Here is an 18,905-nt window from a genome sequence, read left to right on the forward strand (position 1 = left end):
ATGTCACACGTCAGTCGATCCGGACGTGCCGTCTCACGAACCAGCGTGGCGCTGTTGATCGCCGTGGTTGTCCTCATTGCGTTGGCGTGGGCATTGTGGCGCTGGAGCCATCAGGCTGCCGCTGCCTACGCGCCCGCGCCGATCAAAGTCGCGGTGGCGCCGGTCAGCGACGCCCCCTTCACCCGCTACCTGGAAGCCATCGGTGAGCTGGAAGCCGTGCAACAGGTGAGCGTACCCGCCGAAGTCGGCGGACGTGTGGTGCAGTTGCCAGTGGAATCCGGCCAGCGCGTCGAGCGCGACCAAGTGCTGGTCAGGCTCAACGATGCTCCCCAACGCGGCAACCTGATGCGCCTGCAGGGTGAGTTGGAAAATGCCAAGGTCAAACTGGAACGCTCGCGCACCCTGGTCAAGGTGAACGCCACGTCCCGCGAAGCCTTCGACAATGCCCAGACCGAATACACCACCGCCCAAGGCGCCCTGCAGGAACTGAAGGCGCAGATCGACCAATTGACCATACGCGCACCGTTCGCCGGCACCCTCGGGATCCGCAAGGTTCACCTGGGCCAATTTGTGAACCCCGGCGACAGCCTGATCAACCTGGTCGGCGACAAGGGCCTGTACGTGAACTTCAGCGTGCCGGAGCAAGCCCTGGCCCAACTGAAGGTCGGCAATACCCTGGATGTGCAACTCGATGCGCTGCCGGGGCAACGCTTCAGCGCACGTATCAGCAGTATCGACCCGTTCCTCGACCGCTCGCGCACCCTGAGCGTCCAGGCGCTACTGCAGGCCCCCACCGACGGCGCCCTGCCGCGCATGTTCGCCAAAGTGCGCCTGCCGCAGTCACTGCCCGGCAATACCTTGAGCGTGCCGGAAACCGCCATCACCTATAACGCCTACGGCGAAGATGTCTTCGTGGTGCAGCCATCGACCGATGCCAATACCCCACCCGTCGTCCGCCGCGTATTGGTCAAGACCAGCGAGCGGCGCAATGGCCGCGTAGTGATCGATGCGGGTCTGAATCCGGGTGACCGCGTGGTGATTTCCGGGCAGATCAAACTCAGTGACGGTGCCGCTATCGAGCCCCTCGAACGTACGGTGTTGAACGATGCCAACCCGTCCTCGGGGATGACCATGGCCGGAGAAAACCCGTGAAATTCACCGACCTGTTCGTACGTCGCCCAGTGCTGGCCCTGGTGGTCAGCCTGCTGATCGTACTGGCCGGGCTCAAGGCCTACCTCGACCTGCCTGTGCGCCAATACCCGCTGTTGGAAAGCTCGGTGATCAGCGTGACTACCGATTACCCCGGCGCGCCCGCCGAGCTGATGCAAGGCTTTGTGACCCAACCGATCAACCAGTCGCTGGCCTCGGTGGAAGGCGTGGACTATGTCAGTTCCTCATCGGTGCAGGGCCGCAGCCAGATCACCCTGCGCATGGCACTCAACCAGGACTCGGCCAAGGCGTTGAGCGATGTGATTGCCAAGGTCAACCAGGTCAAATACCGCCTGCCTGAACAGGCCTATGACCCGGTGATCGAACGTTCCGCCGGCGATGCGACAGCGGTGGCATACGTGGGATTTTCCAGTGATTCGCTGTCGGCCTCAGCCTTGAGCGATTACCTGAGCCGCGTGGTACAGCCACTGTTTTCCACGATCGACGGCGTGGCCAAGGTCGAGACCTTCGGCGGCCAGCGCCTGGCCATGCGCCTGTGGCTCGACCCGCAACGCATGGCAGGCCACGGCATCAGTGCCGCCCAGGTGGAACAGGCGATCCGCGACAACAACTTCCAGGCAGCACCGGGGCAGATCAAGGGCCACTATGTGATCTCCTCGATCCAGGTCAACACCGACCTGAGCAGCCTCGATGAGTTTCGCAACATGGTCATCAGCAACAACGGCGACCACCTGCTGCGCCTGCGCGATATCGCGACCGTCGAGCTGGGTTCGGCTGCCTACGAAACCAGTGCGTTGATGGACGCCAGGCCCGCAGTGCACCTGGGCCTCTATGCGACACCCAAGGGCAACCCGCTGTTGATCGTCGCCGACATCAAGCGCCTGCTGCCGAACATCGAGAAAACCCTGCCGCCTGGGGTCAAGGTGGCGCTGGCGTTCGAGACCGCGCACTTTATCGAAGCCTCGATTATCGAAGTCATCGAAACGCTGATCGAGGCCATCCTGATCGTGGTGGTGATCATCTACCTGTGCCTGGGCTCGGTGCGCAGCGTGATCATCCCCATCGTCAGTATTCCATTGTCGATGCTCGGCGCCCTGGGCTTGATGACGTTGTTCGGCTTCAGCATCAACCTGTTGACGCTGCTCGCAATGGTGTTGGCGATCGGCCTGGTGGTGGATGACGCGATTGTGGTGATGGAGAACATCCACCGGCATGTCAAGGAAGGCCGCAGCGCGCTGCAGGCTGCCTTGTTCGGCGCGCGCGAGATCGCTTCCCCGGTGATCGCCATGACCATCACCCTGGCGGCGGTGTACATGCCCATCGGCCTGATGAACGGCCTGACAGGCGCGCTGTTCAAGGAGTTCGCCCTGACCCTGGCCGGCGCCGTGCTGGTCTCCGGGGTGATCGCCCTGACCCTGACCCCGGTCATGTGCGCCAAGCTGCTACCGGGCCAGGAGCATGAAGGCACCATGAGCCGCCTGGCCGAGCGCTTCTTCCACCGCCTGGCACGCCTGTATCAGCGCGCGTTGCTGGGCTCGCTGCGCAAGCGCGGGCTGATCCTGTTGTTCGGCGCCGTGGTGCTGCTCAGCCTGCCCTGGCTGTATGGCCATGCCAGCAAGGAATTGGCGCCCAACGAAGACCAGGGCAACCTGCTGCTGGCGATCAAGTCACCGCAGCACGCCAACCTGGATTATGTAGAGCGCTACGCCTATCAGTTGAGCGGGATTCTCGGCCACTTGCCGGAGACCGTGAGCACCTGGATCATCAACGGCAATGACGGTGTCGCCGCGAGTTTTGCCGGGGTGAACTTCACCGAATGGTCGCAGCGTCAGCGCAGCGCAGCGACAATCCAGGCCGAGCTGCAACAAAGCGTCGATGCCGTGGAAGGCAACTCGATCTTCGTGTTCCAGTTGCCGCCACTGCCCGCCTCCACCGGTGGCTTGCCGGTGCAAATGGTGATGCGCAGCACAGAAGACTACCGCTCGCTGTACCAGGCCATGGAAACGCTGAAAACCCAGGCGCGGGCCAGCGGGCTGTTTGCGGTGGTCGACAGTGACCTGGCGTTCAATAACCCGGTGACCCAAGTGCGCATCGACCGCAGCAAGGCCAACAGCCTGGGGATTCGCATGCAAGACATCGGCAGCACGCTGGCGGTGTTGATCGGTGAGAACTACACCAACCGGTTCGCCCTGCAAGGCCGCTCCTACGATGTGATCCCCCAGAGCCAGGCCTCGCGACGCCTCACGCCCCAGGACCTGAATGGCTTCTACGTCGACACCGACACCGGCCAGCAGGTGCCGCTGTCCACCGTGGTGAGCCTGCACAACGTGATCGAGCCGAACAAGCTCAAGCAGTTCAACCAGCAGAACAGCGCGACCTTCCAGGGTATTCCCGCGCCCGGCGTCAGCCTTGGCCAGTCAGTGGCCTTTTTGCAGGAACACAGCCGCCAGTTGCCCGCCAGTTTCAGCCATGACTGGCAGGCCGATTCGCGGCAGTTCATCCACGAGGGCAATGCGCTGATGCTGACCTTCCTGTTCGCGCTGATCGTGATCTACATGGTGCTGGCCGCGCAGTATGAAAGCCTGACCGACCCGCTGATCATCCTGATCACGGTGCCGCTGTCGATCTGCGGCGCGTTGATTCCCCTGGCGCTGGGGCTGGCGACCATCAATATCTACACGCAGATCGGCCTCGTCACCCTGATCGGTCTGATCAGCAAGCACGGGATCCTGATGGTCGAGTTCGCCAACGAGCTGCAGGTGCTGTACCGCTGCACCCCGGCCCAGGCGATCATGCGCGCGGCACGCATTCGGCTGCGGCCGATCCTGATGACCACGGCGGCCATGGTGGTGGGCCTGGTGCCGATGCTGTTCTCGTCAGGTGCCGGCGCCGGCAGCCGCTTCGGGTTGGGGCTGGTGATCGTGATCGGCATGCTGGTGGGCACGCTGTTTACCTTGTTTGTACTGCCGTCGGTGTACACCCTGCTTTCCAGGGCACATAAACCGGCAATCGATTGGGCACAGGTCGAGCAGTCGGCCTGAACACAAAAAACGGGCGTCCCATGGGACGCCCGTTTTAGTCAGTGCCGAGGGTCAGAGATGGGATTCGGCGTATTCGGCCAGGATCGAACGTGGAACACCCTGCAGCGCAATGTGCACGCCGTTCGGGAAATCCTTGAAGCGTTCAGTCAGGTACGTCAGCCCGGAGCTGGTCGCGGACAGGTAAGGGGTGTCGATCTGTGCCAGGTTGCCCAGGCACACCACTTTGGAACCGGCGCCGGCACGGGTGATGATGGTTTTCATCTGGTGCGGCGTGAGGTTCTGGCATTCATCGATCAGGATCAGGCTCTGCTGGAAGCTGCGACCTCGGATGTAGTTGAGGGATTTGAACTGCAACGGCACTTTGCTGAGGATGTAGTCGACACTGCCATGGGTGTTTTCATCATCCATGTGCAAGGCCTCGAGGTTGTCGGTGATCGCCCCCAGCCACGGCTCCATTTTTTCCGCTTCGGTGCCGGGCAGGAAACCGATCTCCTGGTCCAGGCCCTGCACGCTGCGGGTGGCGATGATGCGGCGATAGCGTTTGGTCACCATGGTCTGCTCGATGGCGGCAGCCAGGGCGAGAATGGTTTTCCCCGAGCCTGCGGCGCCGGTCAGGTTGACCAGGTGGATGTCCGGATCGAGCAGCGCGTACAGCGCCAGGCTCTGGTAGATATCACGCGGTTTCAGGCCCCAGGCCTCCTGGTGCAACAGGGGTTCCTGATGCAGGTCGAGGATCAGCAACTTGTCGACCTGGATCTCTTTGATCCAGCCCACGAAGCCCTGTTCGTCGACGATGAACTCATTGATATGTACGGCCGGCAGGTTATCGATCAGCTGCACCTGGTGCCAGGTACGGCCATGGTCCTGACGGGTTTCGACCTTGCTGACGCGGTCCCAGAACGAGCCAGTCATCATGTGATAACCACGGGACAGCATCGACACGTCGTCGACCAGTTGGTCGGTACTGTAGTCCTCGGCCGCGATCCCACACGCTCGGGCCTTGAGGCGCATATTGATGTCTTTGGTCACCAGCACTACGCGCAGGTCCTTGTCACGGGCGTGCAGGTCGATCAATTGGTTGATGATCTTGTTGTCGTTCAGGTTTTCCGGCAGCAGGCTGTTGGGCTCGCTGCGCTTGCTCATCAGAATCGACAGCAAGCCCTTGGGTCCGCTTTTGCCACGCTGGATCGGCACGCCGACTTCGACATCTTCTGGCGAAGCTTCGCCCAATGTCTTGTCGATCAGGCGGATGGCCTGGCGGCATTCGGCGGCCACGCTGTGGTGCCCGCTTTTGAGTTTATCGAGCTCCTCAAGCACGATCATCGGGATGGCGACGTGGTGTTCTTCGAAGTTGAGCAGTGCGTTTGGATCGTGGATCAATACGTTGGTATCAAGCACATAAAGGATTGGCTGGTCGGAAGAAGGGTTACGTCCATGATCATCCATACTCGGTCACCTTTGTGGGAGCCAGTCGACGCAATACCTGGGCGGTGCTGCGCCTCGATTCGACCACCGACTGCACCTGAGTGACGTCAAGCGCAGTGCCCACATGAGGAGTCTTGGAAGACGCCACCTGTGTTGCAGGTTTCGGCGATCTGACTTCGTAATACCGCAAAACGTGTGACAGGAAAAAGCACTTTGACGCTTTTTTGAAGTTTATTTTTCAGGATGACGAATAGCACTAGCCGAGTGCCACTTACCCCGCTAAAGTCGGAAGTCCGCCTGCATCGAAATGTCGCACAAAATTACCCCGAAATCGCCCAAAACCCAACAGTTCCGGGCACTTCAGCGAAACGCCTCCCGGCAGTCCTGCCAACCCAGACCACTCTGCGCCGTCGCCTGCAACAGCATGGGCAAAGCGACCCGTGCCTTGTCCTGGGTGTCGTGGAACACAATCACGCCTTTGCGCCACAACAGCATCAAGGTCAGCACCCGTTGCGCCGACTCATCGGCCTTGAGCTTGCCCGGTTCATCCTGGGAATCGATGTCCCACAACGCCACCTGCAAGCCCTGGGCTTGAAAGAACCCCTGGCTGTCCGCGCGGCGCTGGCCATAGGGCGGACGGAACAGCGGCACGTAGTTTTCCGGCATCAGGTTTTGTGCCAGCGAAGCGCTGCGGGTAATCGAGCTCTGCCAGTCCACCCAATGGCTGTGGGAACGATACTGCCAGCCCTGGGTGCCGACGCACTGGCCCTGGTACAGCGCCTGCACATCGGCAACCGAACTGCGCTCGACACGGGCCTGCAGGCTGCTGCCAAGGGTGAAGAAGGTCGCGCTCATCTTCTGCTTGCGCAAATAGTCGGCGAGCCAGTCGGTATTGCCGCTGACCGGCGCAGGGCCGCCGTCGAACGTCATCAGGAACAGGCGGTCGTTGAACTCGTCGCCATTGCGCTCATGGTCGCCGAAACGTGCGACTTCGCTGCTGATCTGCGGAAACAGCGCGGCCTTGCGCAGCAATTCATCCAGGTAGCGCTCATGGAAGGTATGGCTCGGAGCGGCCCAGCCTATATAGAAGGAGTCTTCGCTCACCTCGAACTTGTCGGCCTGCTCGCGCAGGTCGTCCATGTTCTCCACCAGATAGCAGAACGAGGCGTCTTCCGCGCAGCTCTGCTGGGCGAAGGTGTAGTTCTCCAGCAGGCGCTGCCAGAGCTGGCGGCGCAGGTCGTCGATGGCGGCCAGGTTGATGATCTTCAGGCCCAGGCGCTGCTTGAGCGCGGTTTCGTCCTGGTTCTCGCTGGCCAGCAGGCTGTGGGCGAACATGAGGATTTCGGCACGTGAAGCCACATCGAACAGTGCCGGGCTGCCGAGTTTTTCGGGCCAGGTGCCACGGTCAAGGCTGGCCACATCCACGGGTGCTGCCTGGGCATTCAGGCATAGCAGGCATGCCGACAATAAAAGCGCTATTCGCACACAGGGTCTCCCTCTCCAGAGTCACCGGCCATCATAGCGGATCACGCCTATCGCCATCATAGGTGGAGTCAAAACGCCCCAGCCCCTAGAATCGCCTCACGTTTAAAGGAGACGACTTCATGCTGATGGTGATTTCCCCCGCCAAGACCCTCGATTTCGAGACCGCGCCGGCGACCCAGCGCTTTACCCAGCCGCAGTACCTGGACCACTCCCAGGAGCTGATCGAGCAACTGCGCACCCTCAGCCCGGCGCAAATCAGCGAATTGATGCACGTATCCGACAAGATCGGCGGCCTCAACGCCGCCCGCTTCGGCAGCTGGACGCCTGCGTTCACACAGGAAAACGCCAAGCAGGCGCTGCTGGCCTTCAAGGGCGATGTTTACACCGGCCTGAACGCCGAGACCTTCAGCGATGCCGACTTCAGCTACGCCCAGGACCACCTGCGCATGCTCTCGGGCCTGTATGGCCTGCTGCGCCCCCTGGACCTGATGATGCCGTACCGCCTGGAGATGGGCACCAAGTTGCCCAATACCCGTGGCAAGGACCTGTACGCCTTCTGGGGCACGCGTATCAGTGAGTGGCTCAACCAAGCGCTGGCCGAACAAGGCGACGACGTGTTGCTCAACCTGGCCTCCAACGAATACTTCTCGGCGGTCAAGCGTACGGCCTTGAAGGCGCGGATCATCAACACCGAGTTCAAGGACCTGAAGAACGGCCAGTACAAGATCATCAGCTTCTACGCCAAGAAAGCCCGGGGGATGATGAGCCGCTTTGTGATCGAGGAACGCATCAACGACCCGGCGAAGCTCAAGCAGTTTGATGTGCAGGGCTATCGCTTCAACGCCGAGCAGTCCAAGCCGGATAACCTGGTGTTTTTGCGCGATCACGCACCAGAATAAAGCTCCCGAGAACACTGATGAACAAATGTGGGAGGGGGCTTGCCGCCGATGGCGATGGATCAGCCAGCTTATCTTTAGCTGACCCACCGCCTTCGGGGGCAAGCTCCTCCCACATTTTTAACCGCATTTTAATTCGCGAATCGTCATTTTTTTGACGTCAAAAAATATCCCGACGCATCTCTAACAATTCTTTCACTCGACATTCGTCGATTTTTTTCGTAGTGGCACCACTTTTTTCAAACACTAGTGGCACAAAACTATCCCCGCGCGCCAACTCCCTATAACTACTGGCTCAAATAGCAAGTGCTATCAATATACTACCAGTGCCATCTTTCCTAATATTTCAAGAAATTTCAGGAAACAGGATGAGCGGCCCGGAACTTCGTCTAAACGCACGGCTCATACCACCGGTAACGAAATTCTCTGCTTCTGTAAGAGATGACTTACATGACGACCCAAGGAAGTAGCAAAGTTGCCCCATCAACTTTGACTCACGGGTCATATCATCAACTGATATGAGTTGAGGGCAGCGATAAGGATTAATTGCTATCCCCTATAGGCCAAGGCAGCGCTTACCCAAATGTGTCAGTGACGACACCCAAGATGTTGATAAATAAGGGCCTAAAGCCCCCATCAGGATCTTGTGGCACTGGCGTCGGCACCTTTCCCCAGAAAGGCCGGCTGCATTTCAGGGCAAGCCCCAATAACAAGGCCAAGTTGCGCACAACTTGAGTGCAATTGTTAGTCACTCGCTAATTAACATGCCTGTACGCGGTAAGTTGGCGTCTATTCGCCTAACTTTCGCGGCATCAGTGACGCTTGCAAACATGAACTCCGCCATTAATTGGCATGATTAACACAGTCTTGAAGACAAAGAGGTAAATGCGATGCGCATCAGCATATTTGGTCTCGGTTACGTTGGCGCAGTCTGTGCCGGTTGCCTGTCTGCCCGTGGCCACGAAGTGGTCGGCGTAGACATCTCCAAGGATAAGATTGACCTGATCAATGCAGGCAAATCGCCCATCGTTGAGCCCGGTCTGGGCGAGCTGTTGAGCCAGGGTATCGAAACCGGCCGACTGCGCGGCACGACCAACTTCGCCGACGCCATCCGCGATACCGACCTGTCGATGATTTGTGTCGGCACACCGAGCAAGAAAAACGGCGACCTGGAGCTCGATTACATCGAAGCCGTGTGCCGCGAGATCGGTTTTGTCCTGCGTGACAAAACCACCCGCCACACCGTGGTCGTGCGCAGCACCGTACTGCCGGGCACCGTGGCGAACGTGGTGATCCCGATCCTCGAAGACTGCTCCGGCAAAAAAGCCGGCATCGACTTCGGTGTCGCGGTCAACCCGGAATTCCTGCGTGAATCCACCGCCATCGCCGACTACGACCAGCCACCGATGACAGTCATCGGCGAGTTCGACAAAGCCTCCGGCGATGTCCTGCAGTCGCTGTACGAAGAACTCGACGCACCGATCATCCGCAAGGACATCGCCGTTGCCGAGATGATCAAGTACACCTGCAACGTATGGCATGCCACCAAAGTGACGTTCGCCAACGAAATCGGCAACATCGCCAAGGCCGTCGGCGTCGACGGTCGCGAAGTGATGGAAGTGGTATGCCAGGACAAGACCCTCAACCTGTCCCAGTACTACATGCGCCCAGGCTTCGCCTTCGGTGGTTCGTGCCTGCCCAAAGACGTGCGTGCCCTGACCTACCGCGCCAGCTCCCTGGACGTGGAAGCGCCGCTGCTCAACTCGCTGATGCGCAGCAACGAGTCCCAGGTACAGAACGCCTTCGACATCGTCTCCAGCCACGACAAACGCAAAGTCGCCCTGCTGGGCCTGAGCTTCAAGGCCGGCACCGACGACCTGCGCGAAAGCCCGCTGGTTGAACTGGCCGAAATGCTGATCGGCAAGGGCTTCGACCTGAGCATCTACGACAGCAACGTCGAGTACGCCCGTGTCCACGGTGCAAACAAGGACTACATCGAAGGCAAGATCCCGCACGTGTCGTCCCTGCTCAACTCGGACTTCGACGATGTGATCAACAACTCCGACGTGATCATCCTGGGCAACCGTGATGAGAAGTTCCGTGCCCTGGCGCAGAACGCACCACACGGCAAGCAAGTGATCGACCTGGTGGGCTTCATGTCCAAGGCCACCTGTGCCACAGGCCGTACCGAAGGCATTTGCTGGTAACAGCAACGGCAAGTTCCGGGCTGCAAGCGTACCTATCCCCAGCGCTTGCAGCCGGGAGCCTTCTTCACCTTCGGATGACGCTTATGTCCAAGTTAAAACACGTACTGCTCCAATCCGCCGGCTGGCTGTTCTTTTTGAGCCTGCTGATGGGACTCGCCCTGCTCTTGCCGGCGAGTACGTTCGACTCCGAGTCGAAGAATTTTATTTTCCTGATTGGCGCCGTCGGCATCTGGCGCTACTCGATGGGTGCTACGCATTTCTTTCGCGGCATGCTGTTCCTGTACGTGGTCTACCCGCACCTGCGCCGCAAAGTGCGCAAGCTGGGCAAGGCCGCCGACCCGTCCCATGTGTTCCTGATGGTCACCAGTTTCCGTATCGACGCGCTGACCACCGCGCAGGTCTACAGCTCGGTGATCCGTGAAGCCATCGAATGTGGCTTCCCCACCACCGTGGTCTGCTCGCTGGTGGAAATGTCCGATGAGCTGCTGGTGAAGAGCCTGTGGGAACGCATGAATCCACCGGAGCACGTGAAGCTCGACTTCGTGCGCATCGCCGGCACCGGCAAACGCGACGGCCTGGCTTTCGGTTTCCGCGCCATCTCCCGCCACCTGCCGGACGACCGTGCCGTGGTTGCCGTGATCGATGGCGACACCGTGCTCGCCGAAGGCGTGGTTCGCAAGACCGTGCCGTGGTTCCAACTGTTCGGCAACGTCGGCGGCCTGACCACCAACGAGTTCTGCGAAGTGCGCGGCGGCTACATCATGAGCGAGTGGCACAAGCTGCGTTTCGCCCAGCGTCACATCAACATGTGCTCCATGGCCCTGTCCAAGCGCGTGCTGACCATGACCGGCCGCATGTCAGTGTTCCGTGCCAGCGTGGTCACCGACCCGGGCTTTATCGCCGACGTGGAAAGCGACTCGCTGCAACACTGGCGCCTGGGCCGCTTCAAGTTCCTCACCGGCGACGACAAGTCCAGCTGGTTCAGCCTGATGCGCCTGGGCTACGACACCTTCTACGTGCCGGATGCCGCGATCAACACCGTGGAACACCCGCCGGAGAAGAGCTTCATCAAGGCCAGCCGCAAGCTGATGTTCCGCTGGTACGGCAATAACCTGCGCCAGAATTCCCGTGCCCTGGGCCTGGGTGTGCGTCGGCTGGGCCTGTTCACGAGCATCGTGCTGTTCGACCAGCGCGTGTCGATGTGGACGTCCCTGCTCGGCCTGACCGTGGCGATCATCGCCACCTTCAAATACGGCGGCGCCTTCATCCTCGCGTACCTGCTGTGGATCGGCATCACTCGCCTGATTCTCACCCTGCTGCTGTCGTGCTCCGGCCACAAGATCGGCCCTGCGTACCCGGTGATTCTCTATTACAACCAGATCATGGGCGCGCTGGTGAAGATCTACGTGTTCTTCCGCCTCGATCAACAGTCCTGGACCCGCCAGGACACCAAACTGACCCGCGATTTGGCCAGCTTTCAACGTTGGTTCAACACCTGGTCGTCTCGGACCATGACCTTCTCCGCCGGCAGCATCTTCGTTGCCGTGTTGCTGATGATGGTCTGACCCTGCCAAGCCTGAATTAACTCTAGGAAATTGCCCTGATGAACAGCCAAGTAAATGCCAATGTTGTCCACGAATCCGAAGCCCAGCGCCAACATGCCCGCGTAAAAATCCCGGCCAAGCTGCGCTTCTTCAACACCGACCGCACCCAGACCGAAGCACGGGTGATCGACCTGTCCGCCGGCGGCCTGGCGTTCACCGCCACCCAGCCGTTGACCGTCGGCGAAGTGCACAAGGGCCGCCTGCAATTCGTCATCGATAACCTTGGCCTGGCCATGGACGTGGAACTGCAGATCCGCTCCTACGACCGCCAGACCGGTCGCACCGGTTGCCAGTTCCAGAACCTCGACGCCCAGGATATTTCCACCCTGCGCCATCTGATCACCTCGCACCTGTCCGGTGACATCGTGACCATGGGCGACGTGCTGGCGACCCTGCAACGTGACAACTTCACCAAGGCACGCAAGGTCAAGGACAGCGGCAGCAACATGAGCGCCGCCGGCCGCCTGCGCGCCGTGGTGTTCAGCGCGGGTATCTTCATCGTCGGCCTGGCGGCTTTCGGTTTCGTCTTCAAGTCGGTGTACGGCATGTACTTCGTCAGCCATGCCCAGGCCGGCCTGGTGAGCGTGCCCGGCATGAACGTGACCATGCCACGCGACGGCACCGTGCAGAGCCTGCTCAAGGGTGATGCGGTCGCCGCCAAAGGCGCGCCACTGGCGACCTTCAGCACCAGCATGCTCGACGTGCTCAAGGGCCACCTGGACGAAGACCAACTGCAACCGGCCAAGGTTGAAGAGCTGTTCGGCAAGCAAATGACCGGCACCCTGACTTCGCCGTGCGATTGCGTGGTGGCGCAGCAACTGGTGGCTGACGGTCAATACGCCAGCAAGGGCGACGTGATCTTCCAACTGGTCCCACGCGGCAGCCAGGCCAACGTGGAAGCACGCTTCACCTATCGCCAGTTCGCCGATGTGCGCCCAGGTACCCCGGTGAGCTTCCAGGTGGCCGACGAGGAGCAGATCCGCACCGGCACCATCGTCAGCAGCACCAGCCTGAACAGCGCCGACCTGTCCTCCGACATCCGCGTGCAGATCAAGCCGGACGCACCGCTGGACAGCACCTACGCCGGTCGCCCGGTGGAAGTCACCAGCGACCGTGGCCCATCGCTGAACTGGCTGATCGATAAAGCCATGGCTGCGGGTCTTTAATCATGAGCGCCCTTCGAAACCTGCCGGTGCCCCTGGCGCTGGCCATCGCCCTCGCCGGTTGCGCCGGCCTGCCCGACCAACGCCTGGCCAATGAAGCGCTCAAGCGTGGCGACACCGTCACCGCGCAGCAGAATTACCAGCAACTGGCAGACCTGGGCTACAGCGAGGCCCAGGTGGGCCTGGCTGACATCCAGGTAGGCACTCGCGATCCGGCGCAAATCAAACAGGCCGAAGCCACCTACCGTGCGGCAGCGGACACCTCGCCCCGCGCCCAGGCGCGCCTGGGTCGCCTGCTGGTGGCCAAGCCCGGCAGCACCGAAGCCGAACACCATGAAGCCGAAGGCCTGCTGAAAAAAGCCTTTGCCAATGGCGAAGGCAACACCCTGATTCCGCTGGCGATGCTGTACCTGCAATACCCGCACAGCTTCCCGAACGTGAATGCCCAGCGGCAGATCAGCCAATGGCAGGCCGCCGGTTACCCGGAAGCCGGCCTGGCCCAGGTGCTGCTGTATCGCACCCAGGACACCTACGACCAGCACTTGGATGACGTGGAGCGCATCTGCAAAGCCGCGCTGAACACCACCGACATTTGCTACGTCGAACTGGCCACGGTCTACCAGAAAAAAGCCGAGCCGGAAAAACAGGCCGAACTGCTCAAGCAAATGGAAGCCGGTTACAGCCGTGGCACCGTTACCGCACAGCGTGTCGACAGCGTGGCGCGTGTGCTGGGTGACGCCACCCTCGGCCAGCCGGACGAAAAAACCGCCCAGGCCCTGCTGGAAAAAATCGCCCCCGGCTACCCGGCTTCCTGGGTCAGCCTGGCGCAACTGCTCTATGACTTCCCGGAACTCGGTGACGTCGACCAGATGATGAAGTACCTGGACAACGGCCGCGCCGCCGACCAGCCGCGCGCCGAACTGTTGCTGGGCAAGCTCTACTACGAAGGCAAGTGGGTGCCGGCGGATGCCAAGGCAGCCGAAGCGCACTTCGAAAAAGCCGTGGGCAAGGAAGTGGCCGCCGATTACTACCTCGGCCAGATCTATCGCCGTGGCTACCTGGGCAAGGTCTACCCGCAAAAAGCCCTCGACCACTTGCTGACCGCTGCGCGCAACGGCCAGAACAGTGCCGACTTCGCCATCGCCCAGTTGTTTTCCCAAGGCAAGGGCACCAAGCCCGACCCATTGAACGCCTATGTCTTCAGCCAGTTGGCCAAAGCCCAGGACACCCCGGAAGCCAATGACCTGGCCGCCCAGCTTGAAGCGCCTTTGACGCCTGAACAACGCGCCCAGGGCCAACGCCTGGTGCAACAGGAACTGGCCGCCCGCGGCACCCTGGCCCAGAGCACGTTGCAACTGCACGCCCTGGATGAAGAAGACGACGGCGAGGAATCCCTATGAAGCTCAACCCATTCGTCAAGGCCGGCATCGGCCTGACCTTCGCCCTGCTGTGGTCGTGCCCGACCCTGGCCGCGCTGACCGAAGCCAAGAACTTCGGCCTGGAAGTCAAAGCCACCGCGCAGTCCGAAGATGACCGCGACCTCGGCACGCAAAAAGGCGGCGACGTCAACGGTATCGGCCTTGACCTGCGCCCGTGGATCTACGGCGAAAGCGGCGCGTGGAGCGCCTATGCCATGGGCCAGGCGGTGGCGTCCAGCGACATCATCGAGACCGACACGCTGCAACAGTCGGCCGATGACGCGAACCAGCAAACCACCAACAACGACCGCAAGGCCAAGAAAAACTACCTGGCCATGCGCGAGTTCTGGGTCGGCTACAGCGGCTTCACGCCCTACCCTGGCGAGATCCTCAAGCTGGGTCGCCAACGCCTGCGCAATGACGACGGCCAATGGCGCGACACCAACATCGAAGCGCTGAACTGGACTTTCGACACGACCCTGCTCAAGGCCAATGTCGGCGTCGCCGAACGTTTCAGCGAATACCGCACCGACCTCAAGGAACTGTCGCCCAAGGACAAGGACCGTCAGCACCTCTACGCCGACGCCGCCTACCAGTGGACGCCCGGTCAGTGGATCGGCCTGCGCGGTCACCACACCCATGACAACGGCAAGCTGGACTACCCGGAACCGGGCGTGCCCACCGACTCGTTGGACAAGCGTGAAAACGGCGACCTGACCTGGCTCGGCATCGAAGCCAACAGCGACGCCTACAACTGGCGCAATACCAACACCGTCAACTACTGGGCCAGCATCACCGGTATGCGCGGCGACCGTGACTCGGTCAATGCCCTGAATGCCGACGGCACCCGCCCGACCAACGCCAAGCGCAGCGACGACGTGAGCGGCTGGGCCACCGACCTCGGTGTGCGCCTGCGCCTTGACCCGCAGTGGCAAGTGGGCGCGGCCTACTCCCGCGCCAGCGCCGAGTACGAGCAGAACGGCCTGCAAAGCAACCGTTCGAACTGGACCGGCACCCAGTCCCGCGTGCACCGCTTCGGTGAAGCCTTCCGTGGCGAAATGAACAACATGCAGGCCATGAGCCTGTTCGGTTCCTGGCAGCTGCGCGAGGACTACGACGCCAGCCTGGTGTACCACAAGTTCTGGCGTGTCGACGGCAACAAGCCGGTGGGCAGCAACGGTATCGATGCGGTGCAGAACAACACCGACGACGTCACCGGCGCGATCCTGTCCAGTACTTCCCTGCCTCTTGAAGATGGCAAGAAAGACCTGGGCCAGGAGATGGACCTGGTGGTCACTAAGTACTTCAAGACCGGCCTGTTGCCGGCTGCGCTCAGCCAGTCGATCGATGAGCCGTCAGCGCTGGTGCGTTTGCGTGCCGGCGTGTTCAAACCGGGCGATGCCTATGGCAGCAACGTCGACTCGTACATGCATCGCGCGTTTGTCGACGTGATCTGGAAATTCTGATGGGAGCCCGCCCAATGAATGCTCAAAGCCTACTCGTCGCGGCAATGCTGTTGGCCAGCGCCACAGCGTTTGCCGATACGGCGGCCAAGGCGCCGACCATCGCCAAGGAACTGCAGCAGGCCAAGACCTACACCATCTCCAGCCCGCCTACCGCGCCGCTGGAAATGGCCAAGCCGGCCCTGCCGGACCTGTCGGGCTACACCGCCGCGGCGATGGAAAAAAAGATCGTAAGAACCAAGCCGGGCAAGATCAGCATCCGCCGCATGATGCAGGAAGACGCGCTCAAGGACTTCATCGGCGGTGACAACAAGATGGCCGAATGGGTGGTGCGCCAGCACGGTATTCCCCAGGCGATCTTTGTCGACGACGGCTACATGAACCTCAAGGACCTGCTGGGCAAGGTGCCCAAGCAGTACCTGAGCGAGACCTCGCCGGGTGTGTTCCTGGCCAAGTTGCCGATCGTGGTCGGGCGCAAGGGCATCCTGGAAATCGACAAGAAGACCCAGGAGCTGCGCCTGTCCCAGGAAGGCGGTTCGTTCCTGATCAACGACGGCCAGCTGTTTGTGCATGACACCAAGGTCACCGGCTGGAGCGAAAAGGCCAACGGCCCGGCGCTGTTCAAGTCGCCCAAGGAATTCCGCCCGTTCCTTCTGGCCTGGGGCGGTACCGAAACCTACATTTCCAACACCAAGATGGCCAGTTTCGGCTACGCCAACAGTAAGTCGTACGGGGTGAGTATTTCCCAGTACACGCCGAACATGGCCAAGGTGCTCAAGCGTCCGGAGCCGACCGGCTGGATCATCGATTCCGAGTTCTCGGACATGTGGTACGGCTTCTACTGCTACGAGACCACGGGCTTCGTGATCAAGGGTAATACCTACAAAGACAACATCGTCTACGGCATTGACCCCCACGACCGTTCCCACGGCCTGATCATCGCGGACAACACCGTCTACGGCACCAAGAAGAAGCACGGCATCATCATTTCCCGTGAAGTGAACGACAGCTTCATCTTCAACAACCGCAGCTACGACAACAAGCTCTCGGGCCTGGTGATCGACCGTAACAGCGTGAACAACCTGATCGCCGACAACGAGATCTACCGCAACCACACCGACGGCATCACCCTCTATGAGAGCGGCGACAACCTGCTGTGGGGCAACAAGGTGATCAGCAACCGCCGCCACGGCATCCGCGTGCGCAACAGTGTGAACATCAAGCTCTACGAAAACACCGCGATGGCCAACGGCCTGACCGGTGTGTACGGCCACATCAAGGATTTGACCGACACCGACCGCGACATCGCCCTCGACCCGTTCGACGCCAAGGTCTCGCTGATCGTGGTGGGCGGTGAACTGGCGGGTAACGGCAGCGGGCCGCTGTCCATCGACTCGCCGTTGAGTATCGAGCTGTACCGCGTATCGATGCTGGCACCGACCAAATCCAGCGGCATCAGCTTCTCCGGCGTGCTTGGCGATCGCCAGGAAGAGATTCTCGACCTGCTGGTGCGCCAGCAGAAAGCCGTGCTGATCGACCCTGTCGAACGCCAGACCGAAATGCAGGACTGAGGATGACCCTTATGCACCCACACATGATCAAACTGCTGAGCCTCTCGGGTCTGACCCTCGGCCTGCTCGCGGCCAGCCAGGGCGTACGCGCCGACGACGTCAAGGCGCCGACCTTCACCGCCGAGCCATGCTGCAGCCTGTGCCCGGCCGCCCATGATGCGCGCAACTACACCACGCGCTATCAGCAGAACTTCACCACCCTGGTGCAAGCCCAGGGCGACTGGTTGTTCCGCACCCAGGAAGACCTGCGTACCGAATTCGACACCACCCCGTCCGGCTACAAGCGCATGCAACAGCTGCACGACGCGTTCAAGGCCAAGGGCGTGGAACTGGTGGTGGTCTACCAGCCGACCCGTGGGCTGGTGAACCGCAACAAGCTCAACCCGGAAGAGAAAGCCAAGTTCGACTTCGACAAGGCCCTGGGCAACTACAAGACCATGCTCGGCCGTTTCGCCAAGATGGGCTACGTGGTGCCGGACCTGTCGCCGCTGACCAACGAGCAACTGCCGGAAGAGCTGCCGGCCCACGATTTCTACTTCCGTGGCGACCAGCACTGGACCCCGTACGGCGCCCAGCGCACCGCAAAAATCGTCGGTGCCAAAGTGCGTGCGATGCCCGAGTTCGCGGATATTCCCAAGCGTGAATTCGAAACCAAGCGCTCCGGGCGCATGGGCAAGACCGGCACCCTGCACAACATGGCCGGGCAACTGTGCGGCACCAGCTACGCGATCCAGTACATGGACCAGTTCACCACCGAGCCCAAGGGCGAAGCGGGCGACGGCGATCTGTTCGGCGATTCGGGCAACCCGCAGATCACCCTGGTGGGCACCAGCCACAGCGGCAAGAACTACAACTTCGCCGGCTTCCTGGAACAGGAAATCGGTGCCGACATCCTCAACGTCGCCTTCCCCGGCGGCGGTCTGGAAGGGTCGATGATCCAGTACCTGGGCAGCGATGAATTCCAGAAGACCCCGCCGAAAATCCTCATCTGGGAGTTCTCGCCGCTGTATCGCCTGGACCAGGAGACCATCTACCGCCAGATGATGGCCCTGCTCGACAACGGCTGCGAAGGCAAGACCGCGCAGATGACCGCGAGCACCACCTTGAAACCCGGCAAGAACGAATTGCTGGTGAACAGTTCGAACAAAGACCTGCGTAATGCCAATCACCAGGTCGATATCCGCTTCGCCGATCCGTCGGTGAAAACCCTGCAAGCCACCCTCTGGTACATGAACGGGCGCCACGAGGACATCAAGATCGAGAAACCCGAGACATCCGATACAGACGGGCGTTTCGCCTTTGAACTGCGCACCGATGAAGACTGGGCCTCGCAGAACCTGCTGGCCGTGGAAGTGCAGGGTCCCGAAGCGGGCGCTGCTGCGCAGAAGGTCGAAGCGAAAATTTGCACACGCAACGTATTCCCGGCCGGTGGTCAACAGACCGCTTCAACTGGGAAATGAGG

At 60.9% G+C, this 18,905-nt stretch carries 12 protein-coding genes; 10 read left to right on the plus strand and 2 right to left on the minus strand.

Annotated elements, in window-relative coordinates; genetic code table 11:
- The gene (locus BM110_RS03595) at positions 1–1,152 is read left to right on the plus strand and encodes an efflux RND transporter periplasmic adaptor subunit (RefSeq protein ID WP_093512404.1); all 1,152 of its coding nucleotides are present in this window, start codon (positions 1–3) and stop codon (positions 1,150–1,152) included.
- Complete coding sequence (locus tag BM110_RS03600) at positions 1,149–4,211, plus strand: MexW/MexI family multidrug efflux RND transporter permease subunit (RefSeq protein WP_093512406.1); 3,063 nt, start codon at positions 1,149–1,151, stop codon at positions 4,209–4,211. The genes BM110_RS03595 and BM110_RS03600 overlap by 4 nt, the downstream gene beginning before the upstream one ends.
- A gap of 51 nt (positions 4,212–4,262) precedes the next feature.
- Here the strand turns inward: BM110_RS03600 and BM110_RS03605 are convergent, their stop codons facing one another.
- On the minus strand, positions 4,263–5,657 hold the full coding sequence (locus BM110_RS03605; protein ID WP_005785025.1) for a PhoH family protein: 1,395 nt from the start codon (positions 5,655–5,657) through the stop codon (positions 4,263–4,265).
- Positions 5,658–5,996: 339 nt separating this feature from the next.
- Positions 5,997–7,121, minus strand: coding sequence for a polysaccharide deacetylase family protein (locus tag BM110_RS03610; RefSeq protein ID WP_093512408.1), 1,125 nt, complete (start codon positions 7,119–7,121; stop codon positions 5,997–5,999).
- A gap of 119 nt (positions 7,122–7,240) precedes the next feature.
- Between BM110_RS03610 and yaaA the strand changes: the two genes are divergently transcribed.
- From yaaA to BM110_RS03655, 8 genes are all read left to right on the plus strand, one after another.
- The gene (gene yaaA / locus BM110_RS03615) at positions 7,241–8,020 is read left to right on the plus strand and encodes a peroxide stress protein YaaA (protein WP_093512410.1); all 780 of its coding nucleotides are present in this window, start codon (positions 7,241–7,243) and stop codon (positions 8,018–8,020) included.
- Positions 8,021–8,907: 887 nt separating this feature from the next.
- Positions 8,908–10,224 carry a nucleotide sugar dehydrogenase gene (locus tag BM110_RS03620; RefSeq protein WP_093119704.1) on the plus strand — a complete coding sequence of 439 codons (1,317 nt, stop codon included), beginning with the start codon at positions 8,908–8,910 and terminating at the stop codon, positions 10,222–10,224.
- An 83-nt stretch (positions 10,225–10,307) separates the two neighbouring features.
- Positions 10,308–11,789: a mannuronan synthase gene (gene alg8, locus BM110_RS03625; RefSeq protein ID WP_162276396.1), complete on the plus strand. Its 1,482-nt coding sequence runs from the start codon at positions 10,308–10,310 to the stop codon at positions 11,787–11,789.
- 38 nt (positions 11,790–11,827) lie between these two features.
- A complete protein-coding gene (locus BM110_RS03635) occupies positions 11,828–12,994 on the plus strand; it encodes an alginate biosynthesis protein Alg44 (RefSeq protein WP_071488569.1) in 1,167 nt (388 codons plus the stop codon).
- Between the two features lie 2 nt (positions 12,995–12,996).
- Entirely contained in the window at positions 12,997–14,391 is a 1,395-nt protein-coding gene (gene algK, locus BM110_RS03640) for an alginate biosynthesis TPR repeat lipoprotein AlgK (RefSeq protein WP_071488568.1), read from the plus strand.
- Positions 14,388–15,875 (plus strand): alginate export family protein, encoded by a 1,488-nt coding sequence (locus BM110_RS03645; protein WP_092240847.1) that lies wholly within the window; start codon positions 14,388–14,390, stop codon positions 15,873–15,875. The genes algK and BM110_RS03645 overlap by 4 nt, the downstream gene beginning before the upstream one ends.
- Entirely contained in the window at positions 15,875–17,443 is a 1,569-nt protein-coding gene (gene algG / locus BM110_RS03650) for a mannuronan 5-epimerase AlgG (RefSeq protein ID WP_071488566.1), read from the plus strand. The genes BM110_RS03645 and algG overlap by 1 nt, the downstream gene beginning before the upstream one ends.
- An 11-nt stretch (positions 17,444–17,454) precedes the next feature.
- Positions 17,455–18,903: an alginate O-acetyltransferase gene (locus tag BM110_RS03655; protein WP_092241382.1), complete on the plus strand. Its 1,449-nt coding sequence runs from the start codon at positions 17,455–17,457 to the stop codon at positions 18,901–18,903.
- The last annotated feature ends 2 nt before the right edge of the window (positions 18,904–18,905 follow it).

It is taken from the genome of Pseudomonas sp. NFPP28 (assembly GCF_900115535.1).
GTDB classification, from domain to species: Bacteria; Pseudomonadota; Gammaproteobacteria; order Pseudomonadales; family Pseudomonadaceae; genus Aquipseudomonas; species Aquipseudomonas extremorientalis.